Raw genomic sequence first — 14,422 nt, 5'->3', positions numbered from 1 at the left:
AAGGTCCAGACCAATTTCACGCCGGATTCTCCTTTCGGCAAAGGAGATTCCGCATCCCCTCGGTTGGGTAAGCCGGAGCTGTAGTAATAGTTACGGCGGGCTACCTGGGGAGGAACTGCCGTGGAGGGGCCGTTCATACGCATCGAGGACACTGGCGAGGTGGTCCCGTTGCGCCCCGAGATCACGACGGTCGGGCGAGGCCGGGGTGTTGACATCCGGCTCACCGATCCCAGCGTGTCTCGACTCCATGCCGAGTTCATCAGACGAGGACCCTACCTGTACGTCGTAGACCTGGGGTTGTCCAGGAACGGCACGCGGGTGAACGGCAGGCCGATCGCCCGGAGGGTCCTCGACGACGGCGACGTCGTCTCCTTCGGCGCGGCACGGGGTCGCATCGGTGGAGTCCCCCGTGAGGACTTCACCCCCGAGGTCGAGCTGCGCAGGGCGGCCGCACCCGAGCTGACCAGACGCGAGGTCGACGTGCTGACCTCGCTCTGCCGGCCGGCGCTGTCGGACGAGGCGTTCGTCGCCCCGGCGACCGCACGCGAGATCGCCGACGACCTGGTCGTGACCGAGGCCGCGGTCAAGCAGCATCTGCTGCGGCTCTACCAGAAGTTCAGGATTCCCGAGGGCACCAACCGGCGCACGCGGCTGGCCAACGAGGTCGTCGCGCTCGGTCTGGTGCGGCCGACCCCCGTGGTTCCGCCACAGAGGTCGTCGGGAGCCTCGGCCGAGCAGGCTTCGGCCGCTGGGCGCAGGGCTTCTTAGCACAGGATCGCGACCGGGGCTTCGGCGAGGGGTTCCGGCAGCGTCGGGACCTGGACGTCCACCGTGCCCGCGCGGGCACGGTGGCGAGCGGCGGCAGGCGTCCGAGCAGCGCTATGCCGCGCTCGTCGCGGGCCGGGAGATCGGCCCGCGACGCGGGCAGGCGTAGCGCGCTCTCGGATCACCCCGCACGGGTGCCGAACACGCGGCGCGTGGTCAGATCACGCGGAAACCGTTGCTGGGCTTGCTGGTGCGGTTGGCCCGGTCGACCGCGACCACGTAGTAGTGGTGGCCGCGCTTGCCGTCGGGGTCGGTCCAGCGCACCTGCCGGTCGCCCGGCACGACCGCGACCAGGTTGCGGGCGTCGGCGAACTCTCCGGAGCCCGCGTTCCGGTCGAAGCGGAAGACGGCGAAGAGGAAGGGTTCGTCCCTGCCGGTGGCCACCGCCCGCACCTCGACCCCGCCGTCGCGGCGCAGCGCGTACGCCACCACGGGCCGCCTGGGCGGCTCACCACCGGCCAGGCGCGGCAGCACGGGCGCGAGCGCGGGCCGCTGGTAGTGGTCGGCGACCGCGGTGCTGATCGAGCCGATCCTGTCCACCTTGACGTCGTTGGCGTTGTACCAGATGTCGCCGCCGATCTCGGGGTGGTCGCGGTTGAGCGTCAGGTGCCTGGACAGTTCGCCCGGCGCCTGCCACTCGGCGGCCTGGGCGGGGTCGCCCGCCTTGTACGCGGCCTGCCCGATCCACAGCAGCGTCTTCGTGCCGCTCGCGACGTCCGACCACCAGGGCACGAGCTTGGAGTAGTCGGCCGGCGGCTGCCCGATGTACCAGTAGAGCTGCGGCGCGATGTAGTCGAGCCAGCCCTTCTTGACCCAGCCGCGGGTGTCGGCGTGCAGGCTGTCGTACGACTGGCCGCCGTTGGTGTCGGAGCCGAGCGGGTCGGTGCCCTTGTTGCGCCAGATGCCCGAGGGGCTGATGCCCCAGGCGATCTCGGGCTTGGCCGCCAGCACGCGCGCCTGCATCTCCTGGACCATGAGGTCGACGTTGTTACGCCGCCAGGCGGCCAGGTCGGGGAAACCGGCGCCGTATTTGGCGAACTCCTCGGCGTCGTCGAAGGCCGTGGTGTTGGTGGGGTAGAAGTAGTCGTCGAAGTGCAGGCCGTCGATGTCGTAGCGGGTGACCGCGTCCATCATGGCGTCCTGGCAGAACGCGCGCACCTCGGGCAGGCCGGGGTTGTAGTAGAGCTTGCCGCCGAACGGCAGGATCCAGTCGGGGTGCTTGCGTCCGGGGTGGTCGGGGTGCAGCTTGGCCGGGTCGGCCTGCATCGAGACGCGGTACGGGTTGAACCAGGCGTGGAAGGCCAGGCCGCGCTTGTGCGTCTCGGCCACGGCGAAGCCGAGGGGGTCGTAGCCGGGGTCCTGCCCCTGGGTGCCCGTCAGATACTGTGACCACGGCTCGAACGGTGACGGCCAGAACGCGTCCGCGGTCGGCCTGATCTGCACGAACACCGAGTTGAGCCCGCGTTGCACGGCCACGTCCAGCCAGGCGAGATACTCCGCCTTCTGCTCCTCGGCGCTCAGCCCGGGCTTGGACGGCCAGTTGATGTTGACCACGGACGCGATCCACATACCGCGCATCTGGCGCAGCGGCGGAACGTACTGGGCCTGCGCTAAGGCGGGCAGCGGGACGGCGGAAGCGGCGGTCGCGAGAGCGAGACCCTTCAGGAGAGTCCTTCTGCTGGGCATGGGGGGTGGCCTCTCGGAAGTGGTTGTATCGAGGGCGACGATGACAGAAAATTACCTTCAGATCAACAACTGTGAAGGAAAATGCCGATGAGCGATGACCTGTACGGACTGGCGATGACGGTGTTGCACCCGGGGTTCGAGGGGACCTCCACCCCCGACTGGCTGCGCCGGGCGCTGGGCGAGGGTCTGGGCGGCGTGGTGCTGTTCGCGCGCAACGCGATCGACGAGCGGCTCGTACGACAGTTCCGCGCGGAGAACCCCGACGTGGTGGTCGCCATCGACGAGGAAGGCGGCACGGTCACCCGGCTGGAGGTCACGGACGGCAGCTCCTTCCCCGGCAACCGGGCGCTGGGCGTGGTGGACGACGTGGAGCTCACCGAACAGGTGGGCCGCCAGATCGGAAGGATGCTCGCAGATCTCGACATCACGCTCAACTACGCCCCCTCCGCCGACGTGAACGCGAACCCGGCCAACCCCGTGATCGGCGTGCGCTCGTTCGGCCCCACGCCGGAGCTGGTCTCCCGCCACACCGTCGCCTACATCGACGGCGTGCAGGGCGCGGGCGTGGCGGCCTGCGCCAAGCACTTCCCCGGGCACGGTGACACCGTCACCGACTCCCACCTGGCGCTGCCGACCGTGCACGCCTCGCGCGAGGTGCTCTTCGAGCGCGACCTGCCGCCGTTCCGCGCCGCGATCGAGGCCGGGGTGCGCGTGGTCATGTCCGGCCACCTGCTCGTCCCCGCCCTCGACCCGGCCGTGCCCGCGACGCTGAGCCGTACGGTGATGACCGAGATCCTGCGGGACGAGCTGGGCTTCGACGGGATGCTCACCACCGACGCGATCGAGATGCGGGCCGTGGCCGCCCTGGCCGCCCCCGGCGAGATCGTGGTGCGCGCGCTCAACGCGGGCGTGGACGCCATCTGCGCCGGGCTCTGCGACGAGGACGGCCTGCGCGAGATGCGCGACGCGATCGTGGCCGCGGTACGCGCGGGCACGCTCCCCGAGGAGCGGCTGGCAGAGGCCGCCGCCCGGGTGCGCGCGGTGTCGGCCTGGTACGCCGCCCAGGAGCCGCTGCGCCGCCAGGCGCACGACGACGTGGACGAGGACGCGGGCCTGCGGGCCGCCCGCCGGGCGCTGACCACGTCGGGGACCGCCGCACTCGGCCGCGGGCCGCTCGTCGTCGAGATCAACACCCGTTTCAGCAAGGCCGTGGACCCCGCCACCCCGACCGGGATCACCGCGGCACTGACCGCCCTGCTGCCGGACACGGCCAGGGTGCAGATGGAGGCGGAGGGCGAGCTGCCGCCGTTCGACGACCGGCCGGTCGTGCTGGTCGTGCACGACGCGGCCCGGCACCCGTGGGTGCGCGAGACCGTGGCCAAGGCCCTGGCGCTCCGGCCCGACGTGATCGTGGTGGACACCGGCGTGCCCGCCCCTCCCGACGGCGCGACCCACGTCGCCACGCACGGCATCTCGCGGGTGTCCGCGCAAGCCGCGGCCGAATGGCTGCTCACGTGAGCATGGAGCCCGCGAACCCGGTCGCGGCCGTACGCGCCGTGCTGCCCTCGCTCACCCCGGCGGCCCAGTCCATCGCCCGCATCATCCTCGACGACCCGGGGCTGGTCGTGCGCAGCACGATCACCGAGTTCAGCGCGGTGTCGGGGACGAGCGAGGCGACGATCGTCCGTACGGCGCGGGCGCTGGGCTTCGCCGGGTACTCGCAGATGCGCTTCGCGCTGGCCGCGGCGGTGGCCGTGGCCAGGGAGCCCGAGCGGCTGGTGCCCGGCGACCTCGGCCCCGACGACCCGCTCACGGACGTGATCGCCAAGGTGGCCAGGGCCGAGTCCGACGCCTTGGCCGACACCGCCGCCCAGCTCGACCCCGACCGGCTCGGGGAGGTGGTGAAGGCGATCTCCGAGGCGCGGCGGATCAACGTGTACGGAGTCGCCGCCTCGGGCCTGGTGGCCGCCGACCTGTCGCAGAAACTGCTGCGGATCGGGCTGTCCAGTCACCCGTTCAGCGATGCCCACCTGGCGTTGACCAGCGCCGCCCTGCTGCGGGAAGGGGACGTGGCGGTGGCGATCAGTTGCACCGGCGAGACGCCCGACGTGCTGGTGCCCACCAGGACGGCGGCCGAGGCGGGCGCGTCGATCGTGGCGATCACCAACAACCCGCGGTCCTCGCTGGCCGACCTGGCCGATCACACGCTGGTGTCGGCGGGGCGCGAGACGGCCTTCCGCCCGGGGGCGCTGGCCAGCCGGATCAGCCAGTTGCTGATCGTCGACTGCATCTTCGTCGGGCTCGCGCAGCGGCGGTACGAGACGGCGGACGCCGCCATCCGCGCCACCCGCCTGGCCATCGACAGCTACCGCAACCGGTGACCCGTGCTTACCGCGGTCAGAAGGGGTAGGCGGCGATGTCGCCCTGCATGGTGACCCACTGGGTCTCCGTGAAGGCGTCGAGGTTGGCCCCCGCGCCGCCGAAGCGGGCGCCCGTGCCCGAGGCGCGCACGCCGCCGAACGGGGCCACGGCCTCGTCGTCCACCGTCTGGTCGTTGATGTGCACGATGCCCGTCGGCACCAGGTCGGCCAGGGCCAGGCCCTTCATGACGTCCCGGGTGAGGATGCCCAGCGACAGCCCGTACTCCGAGTCGGCCGCCAGGGCCGCCGCCTCCTCCAGCGTGGCGAACGTGGTCACCGGCGCCACCGGCCCGAACACCTCCTCGGCGTAGGCGGGCGCGCTCACCGGCACCTCCGCCAGCACCGTCGGCCGGTAGAACAGCCCCTCGTACGTCCCGCCCGCCGCCAGCCGCGCCCCCGCCGAGACGCTCTCCGTGACCAGCCGGTGCACCCGGTCGAGCTGCCCGGCGTCGATCAGCGGCCCGAGCGCCACCTGTCCCGTGGCCGGGTCGCCCACCGGCAGGGCGGCGGCCTTGGCGGCCAGGCGTTCCACGTACTCCTCCGCGACGTCCTCGTGCACCAGGTGGCGGCCCGAGGTCATGCAGATCTGGCCCTGGTGGAAGAACGACGCCCACGCGCCCGCCGAGACCGCCGGCCCGAGGTCGGCGTCGTCGAAGACGACCAGCGCCGAGTTGCCGCCCAGCTCCAGGTGCGCGCGCTTGAGCGAGCGCGCCGCCGCCTCGCCGACCTTGCGCCCGGCCGTGGTGGAGCCGGTGAAGGAGATCACCGGGATGTTCGGGTCGGCGACCAGGGCCTGACCCGCTTCCTGGCCGCCGGGCAGCACGTGCAGCAGGCCGCTCGGCAGGCCGGCCTCCTCGAAGACGCGGGCGACGGCGTATCCGCCGCAGACGGCCGTACGCTGGTCGGGCTTGAAGACGACCGCGTTGCCCAGCGCCAGTGCCGGGGCGACCGACCTGATGCCGAGGATCAGCGGGAAGTTGAACGGCGCGATCACACCGACGACGCCGACCGGCACCCGCCGCGCGAAGCTGAGCCGCCTGCGGGCCGTGGGCAGCACCTCACCGAGCGGCTGCGAGGCCAGCGCCGCCGCCTCGTAGCACTCCTGGGCGGCCACGTGCGTCTCGAACGCCGCCTTGCCCGGCACGCCTCCCGACTCGCGCACGATCCAGTCCTGGATCTCCTGCGCGTGCTCCTCGAACAGCCGCCCGGCCCGCCGCAGCACCGCGGCCCGCTCCTCGTACGGGGTCGCGGCCCAGGCCCGCTGCTCCCGCCGCGCGCGTACGGCGGCCGCCGTCACGTCCTGGGGGCCCGCGGTTCCGGCGCGGCCCAGCTCGTTCCCGGTCGCGGGCTCGACGACGGGCGCGTCCCCGGCGCGCGAGGCCGTCCAGTCGCCGTCGAAGATCGAACCCGTCCAGATCTTGGGGTCAAGGAATGTCATGGTGTGCCTCCTCAGGGCTGGAAGTCCGGGTCCACGGTCACGGCCACGTCGAGCAGCAGCGGGCTCTCGCGGGTGGCGAGCGCGGGCATGACGTCGTCGAGGGCGGCGGTCAGACCATCGTACGAGTCCACCCGGAGGGCGGGGCAGCCGAGCGACCTGGCCAGCGCGCCCATGTCCACCTCGGTGAACGGCGGCCACGGGGCCTTGCCGCCGCCGTGCTTGTCGGCCAGCCGGTCCATGACCGCGTACCGGCCGTTGGCGAGCACGACGAACAGCGCGCCCACCCGGTAGTGGGCGGCGCTCCAGAGGGCGTGCAGGCCGTAGAGCGCGGAGCCGTCGCCCACGACGGCGACCACCGGCCGGTCGGGGAGCGCCATGCGCAGCCCCACCGCGGCGGGCACGCCGAACCCGAGCCCGCCCATGGCCGCCGACACGAAGCCCAGCGAGGTCCTGGCGGGCACGAGCCGGTGCAGGTCGGGGCGGGAGGAGGGGGTCTCCTCGACGAGCACGGCGTCCCGGGGCAGCCGCCTGGCCAGCTCGCGCAGCACGTCCGCGGGCCGCAGCGGGTGCCCCGCCGTAGGCCCCGCTGGAGGTCCCGCTGTAGATCCCGCTGTAGATCCCGCCGCGAGCCTCGTCACCGGGCTCGGCTCCTGTGCCCGACGGGCGCGCCCGCCCTCGGCGCGGGCGGAGTACGGCAGCAGCCCGGCCAGGCGTTCACAGACGGCGGCAGGGGAGGCGAGGTAGGCCAGGTCGGCCGGGCTGCGATGCGCCTCCGACGGCTCGTCCGTCACCAGCGCGACCACCGTGCCCGGCCGGGTGAGCGGCCCCGGCGCGTACGCGTACTGCCGGAACACCGGCGCCCCCACCGCCAGCACCACGTCGTACGCCGCCAGCCGCTCCCGCAGCCGCCCCCGGTCGGCAGGCAGCACCCCGGCGTACTGGGGATGGTCCTGCGGGAACCCGGCCCGCCCGCCGAACGACTCCTGGAACACCGGGCACCCCAGCCGTTCGGCCAGCGCCACCAGCGCGTCCCACCCGGGGCCCACGCCCGCGCCGGCCACGATCGCCGGGCGTCGGGCCCCCGCCAGCAGCTCCACCAGCGGCGCGAGGTCGGCGTCGGCCACGGCGGCGGGCCGCAGCAGCCGCCTCGGCGCGGCCGTCGTCTCCCCCTCGTACGGGGCCTCCCAGTCGTCCATGGGCACCACGACCAGGGCGGGCCCCCGGTACGTGAGCGCCTCGTGGCCGGCCCTGGCCAGCGCGCCCGGCACGTCCTGAGCGCGTACCGGCTGGTCCACCCGTACCGGGTAGTCGCCGGCCAGCCCGCCCAGCCGCCCGGTCAGGAACGGCTCCAGCGCCAGGTGCCGCCGGTCCTGCTGCCCGACGAGGATCACCAGCGGCACCCGGTTCTCCCTGGCGGTGGCGATGGCCCCGACGGCGTTGCCCAGCCCGGCCACGGTGTGCAGGACGGCCAGCGCGGGGGCCCGGCCGCCGATGGCCCAGCCGGTGGCCATGCCCACGACCGAGCCCTCGTGCAGGGCCAGGACGAAGCGCAGGTCGTCCGGCAGCCCGGCGAGCAGCGGCACCTCCGTGGAGCCGGGGTTGCAGAAGAGCGTGGTCATGCCGTGCCGCCGCAGCACGTCGAAGACGGCCTCCCTGACAGTGGTCACCGTTCTCCCCTCGCCCGCTGGATCTGCCGGTAGACGTGGCCGCGCAGCTCCCCGAAGCGCGGCAGCGAGCGGGTCGTGAGCTGGTCGCGCTCCGGCGGCAGGTCGATCTTCAGGTCCTCCATGACCGTGGTCGGCGAGGAGGAGAGCACGACGACCCGCTGACCGAGGTAGACGGCCTCGTCGATGTCGTGGGTGACGAAGAGCGTGGTCACGCCCAGGTCCCGCCACAACCGCAGGATCAGGTCCTCCAGGTCGGCCCGGGTCTGGGCGTCCACGGCGGCGAACGGCTCGTCCATGAGCAGCACCTGCGGCTCGTACGCCACCGCGCGGGCGATGGCCACCCGCTGCTGCATGCCGCCGGACAACTGCCAGGGGTGGGCGTCGGCGGCGTCGGAGAGGCCGACCGCGCGCAGGGAGTCGGCGACCAGCTCGCGCCGCCGGGCGGGCGGCAGGCGCTTCTCCTTCAGCGGCAGCTCCACGTTCTGGCGTACGGTCATCCAGGGGAACAGGCTGCGGCCGTACTCCTGGAAGACCACGGCCATGTCGGGCGGCGGACCGGTCACGGGCACGCCCGACACCCGCACCTGGCCCTCGCTGACCGGCAGCAGCCCGGCGACGCAACGCAGCAGCGTGGTCTTGCCGCACCCCGAGGGGCCGACCACGCAGACCAGCTCGCCCGCGCCGACGCCCAACGTGATCGAGCGGATCGCCTCGACCCGGCGGCCTGGGCTCTCGTAGACCTTGCGCAGCTCGTGGATCTCAAGCACGGGCGGCTCCACTGCCGTAGTACCAGGACAACACCCGCCGCTCCAGGCGGCGGAAGAGCAACGACAGACCGAGCCCGAGCAGGCCGAGCAGCAGGATGCCGCTCCACATCTCGGCGATCTGGAACTGCCGCTGGAACAGCACGATCGTGAACCCCAGGCCGCTGGAGCTGGCGAACATCTCGCTGATGACCATGAGGATGATCCCGATGGACAACGCCTGCCGCAGCCCCGTCATGATCTGCGGGCTGGCGCCGCGCAGCACGAAGCGGCGCAGCCGGGAGCCGCCGCGCACGCCGTACATGCGGCAGGTGTCGGCGAGCACCTCGTCCAGGGCCCGTACGCCCTCCACGGTGTTGAGCAGGATCGGCCACACGCAGCCCGAGACGATGACCAGCACCTTCATGGGCGTGTCGATACCGACCAGCAACATGATCAACGGCACCAGCACCGGAGGCGGGATCGCCCTGAAGAACTCCAGCACCGGCTCCAGCGTGGCGCGCAGCCGCCGCGACGACCCGATCGGCACGCCCAGCCCCACGCCGAGCACCCCGGCCAGCGCGTATCCCGCGAGCAGCCGTCCGACGCTGGGCAGCACGTCCTCGACCAGCCGTACGGAGAACCAGGTCTCGGCGAACGCGCGCCCCACGGCGGCCGGTCCCGGCAGATAGAACGAGCCGCCGCCGACCGCCCACCAGAGCAGCACCAGCAGAGCGGGCAGGGCCAGCAACCGGACCACCCTCATGGTGCCCCTCATGACGCCGCCTCCGCCCGCACGGCCGGGTGCCAGGCCAGGACCCTGCGTTCCAGCAGCCGCACGCCCGCGTTCACCGCGATGCCGACCAGCCCGGCCAGCACGATCAGCGCGTACACGGTCGGCACCGCGCCGCTGCTCTGCGCCACCTGGATCTCGGCGCCCAGGCCGGGGCTGCCGATGACCAGTTCGGCCGTCACCGCCAGGATGAACGCCACCGCCGCCGCCAGCCTCAGCCCGGTCATGACGTACGGCAGCGCGGTGGGCCACACCAGATGCCTGACCCGCGACCAGGCGGACAACCCGTACGACCGGGCGGTGTCGAAGGCCACGGAGTCCACGGCCGCCACGCCGTACAGGACCTGGATGAGCACCTGCCAGAACGAGGCGTAGACCACCAGCAGCAGCGTCGAGCCCAGCGACGGCCCGAACAGCAGCGTGGCCAGCGGCACCAGCGCCACCGACGGGATGGGCCGCAGGAACTCCACGGTAGAGTTCGTCAGCGCGCGCAGGCCGGGCACGACGCCGATGACGACGCCGCTCACGACCGCCGCGCAGAAGGCCAGGGCGAGGCCGACGGCCCAGCCGCGCAGGGTCTCGCCCAGCGCGATCCACAGTTCGGGCGTGGCCAGTTCCCCGGCCAGCGTGGCGAGGATCTCCGAGGCGGGCGGCAGGAAACGCGCGTCCACCAGGCCGAGCCGGGGCACCGCCTCCATCAGGAGCAGCAGGCCGCCGAGCCCGGCGGCGCCGTACCCGAGCCTGGCGAGCAGTCCGTTGCCTCGGATCACGGAATCAGCGCCGAGACGTCGATCTTGTCGTTGAGTATCCCGTCGGCCAGCGCCAGGTCGGCGACGGTCTGCACGGAGGCCCTGTTCACCTCGACCGGCCACTTCGGCAGGTAGATCTTGGCGATCACCTCGGGCGCGATCTCGGTGTACGTCTTCAGCACCTCGCGCACCTCGTCCGGGTGGGCGTCGGCGTACTCGAGGGACTTGCGCATCGCCGCCGTGAACCGCCTGGTCAGGTCGGCGTCCGTGGTGCCCGTGGTGAAGTACATGGCCACGGTCAGGTCGGGGGCGGCGTCGGCGAAGTTCCAGGCCACGGGGCGGGCGCCCTGGCTGATCGCCTGGCTGACGAACGGCTCGACCACCCAGACGGCGTCCACCTGGCCGTTCTGCAGCGCGGCGGGCGCGTCGGGGAAGGGCAGCTCGACGAACTCGATGCCGCTCGGGTCGCCCCCTGCCCGGCGTACGGAGGCGCGCACGGTCGTGTCGCCGATGTTCTTGAGCTGGTTGACCGAGATCTTCTTGCCCGCCAGGTCCTTGGCCGTCCTGATCGGGCTGTCCGGCTTGACCAGCACCGCGCTGAAGTCGTTGCCCTGCTCCCCGGTCGAGGAGACGCCGTTGGCGACGACCTTGACGTCCAGCCCCTGCTGCTTGGCGGTCAGCAGCGAGGTCGTGTTGGCGAAGGCGAACTGGAACTGCCCGCTCACCGCTCCGGACACCGCCGCCGCGCCACCCGCGACGGGCGTGATGGTGAGGTCGATCTGCTGCTCGGTGAAGAAGCCCTTGGCCTTGCCGAGGTGGATCGGAGCGGTGTCGACGATGGCGATCACTCCGGCGTTGACCTTGGACGTTCCCGAGCCCTGGTTGGGTGCCGCGGGCTGCGTGGCACCGCACGCGGCCACGAGCAAGGCGGCGAGGATCAAGAGAGGGCGACGCACGGCTGACTCCTCTATTTGTTCGCTATGCGCACATGTATTCTCTGACCGAACAACCCCGTATCGCGGAAGCTACGCCTTTGACGGCTGCTGTCAAGGGGGATCACCATGGTCGATCATGTGCAGTCGCTGGCCCGTGGGCTCGCGGTGATCAGAGCGTTCAGCGCCGCCGAGCCCGAGCTGACGCTCAGCCAGGTGGCCCGCGCGACCGGGCTCAGCAGGGCGGCGGCCAGGCGGTTCCTGATCACGCTGACCGACCTCGGCTACGTGCGCAGCGACGGACGGCTGTTCGCGCTCACGCCACGGGTGCTGGAGCTGGGCTACGCGTATCTGTCCAGCCTGTCACTGCCCGAGGTGGCCGACCCGCACCTCGAACGCCTGGCCGCCGAGGTACGCGAGTCGGCCTCGGTCGCGGTCCTCGACGGCGAGGACGTGGTGTACGTGGCCCGCGTGGCCACGGCCCGGATCATGCGGGTGACGATCAACATCGGCACCCGGTTCCCGGCCTACTGCACCTCGATGGGGCGGGTGCTGCTGGCGGCGCTGCCGTCCGAGGAGCTGGAGGCGTACCTGGAGCGGGCCGCGCTGCGGCGGCTCACTTCGCACACCATCGTCCTGCCCGCGGCGTTGCGCGCGGAGCTGGACGACGTGCGCGGGCGCGGGTGGGCGATGGTGGACCAGGAGCTGGAAGAGGGGCTGCGCTCGATCGCCGCGCCCATCCGCGACCGTACGGGGCGGACGGTGGCGGCGGTGAACGTCTCGACGCACGCCACCCGTACGAGCCTCCAGGCCGTCCGGCGCGACCTGCTGCCGCCGCTGCTGGCCACGGCCGGCAAGATCGAGGCCGACCTGACCTCGCTGAACACCGCCCGCGCCTGACGCCCGGGGTCGCCCCCGGGCGCGGAACGTCCTTTAAGCGGAACGTCCTAAAGCGGAACGGCCTGGAAACGGAACGGCCCGGAAGCGGAACAGGCCGGAAGCGGAACGACCAGGAACGGAACGGCCTGAAAGCGGAGCCCGCTGTTACCGGAGGCCGCGCTCGGCGGCCTCCACGACGTTGGACAGGAGCAGAGCCCTGGTCATGGGGCCGACACCGCCCGGGTTGGGCGTCAGGTGTCCGGCGACCTCCGCCACGTCGAGCGCCACGTCGCCCGCGATCTTGCCGTCGACACGGGACACCCCCACGTCGAGCACGGCCGCCCCGGGCTTAACCATGTCACGCTTGATCAGCTCGGGCACACCGGCCGCCGCCACCACGATGTCGGCACGGCGTACGTGGGCGGCCAGGTCGTGGGTGCCGGTGTGGCAGAGGGTCACGGTCGCGTTCTCGCTGCGGCGGGTCAGCAGGAGGCCCAGGGAACGCCCCACCGTGATGCCGCGCCCCACCACGACGACGTCGGCGCCTTTGATCGGCACGCCGTACTCCTGCAGGAGCAGCACGATGCCGTGCGGGGTGCAGGGCAGCGGGGCATCCACCATGTGGACCAGCCGCCCGAGGTTGACCGGGTGGAGGCCGTCGGCGTCCTTCGCCGGGTCGATGCGCTCCAGCAGGGCCATGGTGTCGAGCTGCTTGGGGAGCGGGAGCTGGACGATGTAGCCGGTGCAGGCAGGGGAGGCGTTGAGCTCGTCGATGGCCGCTTCGACGTCGGCCTGGGAGGCGCTCGCCGGCAGATCGACCCGGATGGAGGCGATGCCGACCTCGGCGCAGTCGCGGTGCTTGCCGGCGACGTAGATCTGACTGCCGGGGTCGTTGCCCACGAGCACGGTGCCCAGGCCGGGCGTGACGCCGCGTTCCTTGAGCGCGGCCACCCGCTTCGTGAGGTCTGCCTTGATCTTGGCGGCGGTCGCCTTGCCATCGAGTTTCACTGCGCTCATGCCGCAATCCTTCCATGCCCCTCCCCCCACCCCACACCACTCTCCCCGCCTGCTGCTCTCCTCGCCCGCTGCGGACGGACAGGAAACCGAGCGCGGTGAACAGCACCCGACCGGCCGACCATGGCTCACGAAGGTCGGCGCTCGTGTGGTCGCCGCCTGTATGGTCGACGCCTTGACTTGGCGGGAGGGCGGCGACCGCACATGCGGGTGACGATGACGAGCGTGGCGAAACGGGCTGACCGCGCGAACGAGGACTTCACCGCCGCCGGGCCGGCGGCGGCGGTGCTGATCGACGGCGCCGGCATCCCCGGCGCCGAATCGATCTGCCGACACGGTGTGGCCTGGTACGCCCATCGCCTGGGAGGCGCCCTCCTCAGCCTCCTGGCACCCGTGAGCCCCTTGTCACCCGCGCGCAGCCTTACCGCGCTGCTCGCCGAGGCCATCGAGCAGGTGACCGGCGATCACCGTGACACCTGCGACGTCGCCGACCCCATCAGCCCGTCGGCCACCGTGGCCGTCCTGCGCCTGTCCGACGACCTCCTCGAGTACCTGGTGCTCGGTGACTCGCTCGTCGTACTCGACAGAGCGGACGAGGCGCCGCTGGTCGTCTCCGATCCCCGGGAGGTGCTCATCAGCCGGTCGTACGAGCCCGCGATCGAGGCCGCCGTCAAGGGTAGCGACGAGTACCACGGGCTCCTGCGGGACCTGCGCGCCCACAGGAACCGGCCGGGCGGCTTCTGGGTGGCCAAGAACGACCCGCGAGCGGCCGACGAGGCGATCACCGGAAGCCGTCCGATCTCCGAGCTGACCGCCGCCGTCCTGCTCAGCAACGGAGCAGGACGCATCGTGGACCGGTTCCGGCTCACCGACTGGCCGGAGGTCATGGCCGTCCTGGCGTCGAGCGGACCCGCCGAGATCATCCGTCGTGTCCGGCGGGCGGAGGCGCGCCACGCGGTGGCGTCGGACGATGCGACGATCACGTACTGCACCCACCTCGGCGAGGTCTGATCCGCCCCCTGGCGGCCAACGTGAGTTATCCACAGGCCATCGGTGACATCGTTGTCATCGATCGGGGAAAGGCTTAGTGTTACCCGCGCCAGCAACAAAGCGCACGGAGGTTCCCTTGCCTTTTCGCCTGCTGTCGGCCGAGTCCACCGACCTGTTCACGGGCTCACGTGACGAGCCGCGCCATGTGCCGCGCGTGGCCAAGGACGGCCGCGAATGGCGACGACCCCCGTCCCCCGAGCGCCCTGCCCACCGTCACGTACGACAC

General features: G+C 72.2%; 13 protein-coding genes. 5 read left to right on the top strand and 8 right to left on the bottom strand.

Annotation, left to right across the window (positions count from 1 at the left end; genetic code table 11):
• Nucleotides 1-120: 120 nt before the first annotated feature.
• A complete protein-coding gene (locus ABD844_RS50745) occupies nt 121-768 on the top strand; it encodes an FHA domain-containing protein (protein ID WP_344896681.1) in 648 nt (215 codons plus the stop codon).
• 213 nt (nt 769-981) lie between these two features.
• On the opposite strand, the gene ABD844_RS50740 is transcribed toward ABD844_RS50745, so the two are convergent.
• Nucleotides 982-2,511, bottom strand: coding sequence for a glycoside hydrolase family 10-like protein (locus ABD844_RS50740; RefSeq protein WP_344896678.1), 1,530 nt, complete (start codon nt 2,509-2,511; stop codon nt 982-984).
• Between the two features lie 87 nt (nt 2,512-2,598).
• Between ABD844_RS50740 and ABD844_RS50735 the strand changes: the two genes are divergently transcribed.
• Together ABD844_RS50735 and ABD844_RS50730 are read left to right on the top strand one after the other, a co-directional pair.
• The gene (locus ABD844_RS50735) at nt 2,599-4,029 is read left to right on the top strand and encodes a glycoside hydrolase family 3 protein (protein WP_344896675.1); all 1,431 of its coding nucleotides are present in this window, start codon (nt 2,599-2,601) and stop codon (nt 4,027-4,029) included.
• Nucleotides 4,030-4,031: 2 nt separating this feature from the next.
• The gene (locus tag ABD844_RS50730; protein WP_344896926.1) at nt 4,032-4,892 is read left to right on the top strand and encodes a MurR/RpiR family transcriptional regulator; all 861 of its coding nucleotides are present in this window, start codon (nt 4,032-4,034) and stop codon (nt 4,890-4,892) included.
• A gap of 16 nt (nt 4,893-4,908) precedes the next feature.
• Here ABD844_RS50730 and ABD844_RS50725 read toward each other — a convergent pair whose 3' ends face one another.
• From ABD844_RS50725 to ABD844_RS50700, 6 genes are read right to left on the bottom strand one after another with little or no spacing between them, the layout of a single operon-like run.
• A complete protein-coding gene (locus ABD844_RS50725) occupies nt 4,909-6,369 on the bottom strand; it encodes a benzaldehyde dehydrogenase (protein WP_344896672.1) in 1,461 nt (486 codons plus the stop codon).
• A gap of 11 nt (nt 6,370-6,380) precedes the next feature.
• Nucleotides 6,381-8,036 (bottom strand): thiamine pyrophosphate-dependent enzyme, encoded by a 1,656-nt coding sequence (locus ABD844_RS50720; protein WP_344896669.1) that lies wholly within the window; start codon nt 8,034-8,036, stop codon nt 6,381-6,383.
• Nucleotides 8,033-8,803 carry an ABC transporter ATP-binding protein gene (locus ABD844_RS50715; protein WP_344896666.1) on the bottom strand — a complete coding sequence of 257 codons (771 nt, stop codon included), beginning with the start codon at nt 8,801-8,803 and terminating at the stop codon, nt 8,033-8,035. The genes ABD844_RS50720 and ABD844_RS50715 overlap by 4 nt, the downstream gene beginning before the upstream one ends.
• Nucleotides 8,796-9,557 (bottom strand): ABC transporter permease, encoded by a 762-nt coding sequence (locus ABD844_RS50710; protein WP_344896663.1) that lies wholly within the window; start codon nt 9,555-9,557, stop codon nt 8,796-8,798. Before ABD844_RS50710 ends, ABD844_RS50715 begins: the two co-directional genes overlap by 8 nt.
• A complete protein-coding gene (locus tag ABD844_RS50705; protein WP_344896660.1) occupies nt 9,554-10,342 on the bottom strand; it encodes an ABC transporter permease in 789 nt (262 codons plus the stop codon). Before ABD844_RS50705 ends, ABD844_RS50710 begins: the two co-directional genes overlap by 4 nt.
• Nucleotides 10,339-11,277: an ABC transporter substrate-binding protein gene (locus ABD844_RS50700; protein WP_344896657.1), complete on the bottom strand. Its 939-nt coding sequence runs from the start codon at nt 11,275-11,277 to the stop codon at nt 10,339-10,341. The genes ABD844_RS50705 and ABD844_RS50700 overlap by 4 nt, the downstream gene beginning before the upstream one ends.
• Before the next feature lie 105 nt (nt 11,278-11,382).
• Here ABD844_RS50700 and ABD844_RS50695 point away from each other — a divergent pair, with 105 nt between their 5' ends.
• Nucleotides 11,383-12,153 carry an IclR family transcriptional regulator domain-containing protein gene (locus ABD844_RS50695; protein WP_344896654.1) on the top strand — a complete coding sequence of 257 codons (771 nt, stop codon included), beginning with the start codon at nt 11,383-11,385 and terminating at the stop codon, nt 12,151-12,153.
• Between the two features lie 144 nt (nt 12,154-12,297).
• Here ABD844_RS50695 and ABD844_RS50690 read toward each other — a convergent pair whose 3' ends face one another.
• A complete protein-coding gene (locus ABD844_RS50690; RefSeq protein ID WP_344896651.1) occupies nt 12,298-13,149 on the bottom strand; it encodes a bifunctional methylenetetrahydrofolate dehydrogenase/methenyltetrahydrofolate cyclohydrolase in 852 nt (283 codons plus the stop codon).
• 213 nt (nt 13,150-13,362) lie between these two features.
• Here ABD844_RS50690 and ABD844_RS50685 point away from each other — a divergent pair, with 213 nt between their 5' ends.
• Nucleotides 13,363-14,157, top strand: coding sequence for a protein phosphatase 2C domain-containing protein (locus tag ABD844_RS50685; protein WP_425568801.1), 795 nt, complete (start codon nt 13,363-13,365; stop codon nt 14,155-14,157).
• Nucleotides 14,158-14,422 lie beyond the last annotated feature (265 nt).

Source organism: Nonomuraea antimicrobica (genome assembly GCF_039536965.1).
Classification (GTDB): Bacteria; Actinomycetota; Actinomycetes; order Streptosporangiales; family Streptosporangiaceae; genus Nonomuraea; species Nonomuraea antimicrobica.
The sequence above is the reverse complement of the archived record's forward strand: the minus strand, read 5'-3'. Positions and strand labels throughout refer to the sequence as shown.

Bases quoted from the DNA above. Each gene is read 5' to 3' on its own strand.
- ABD844_RS50740 (WP_344896678.1), bottom strand. From the start codon at position 2,511: ATGCCCAGCAGAAGGACTCTCCTGAAGGGTCTCGCTCTCGCGACCGCC.
- ABD844_RS50735 (WP_344896675.1), top strand. From the start codon at position 2,599: ATGAGCGATGACCTGTACGGACTGGCGATGACGGTGTTGCACCCGGGG.
- ABD844_RS50730 (WP_344896926.1), top strand. From the start codon at position 4,032: ATGGAGCCCGCGAACCCGGTCGCGGCCGTACGCGCCGTGCTGCCCTCG.
- ABD844_RS50725 (WP_344896672.1), bottom strand. From the start codon at position 6,369: ATGACATTCCTTGACCCCAAGATCTGGACGGGTTCGATCTTCGACGGC.
- ABD844_RS50710 (WP_344896663.1), bottom strand. From the start codon at position 9,557: ATGAGGGGCACCATGAGGGTGGTCCGGTTGCTGGCCCTGCCCGCTCTG.
- ABD844_RS50695 (WP_344896654.1), top strand. From the start codon at position 11,383: ATGGTCGATCATGTGCAGTCGCTGGCCCGTGGGCTCGCGGTGATCAGA.
- ABD844_RS50690 (WP_344896651.1), bottom strand. From the start codon at position 13,149: ATGAGCGCAGTGAAACTCGATGGCAAGGCGACCGCCGCCAAGATCAAG.
- ABD844_RS50685 (WP_425568801.1), top strand. From the start codon at position 13,363: ATGACGAGCGTGGCGAAACGGGCTGACCGCGCGAACGAGGACTTCACC.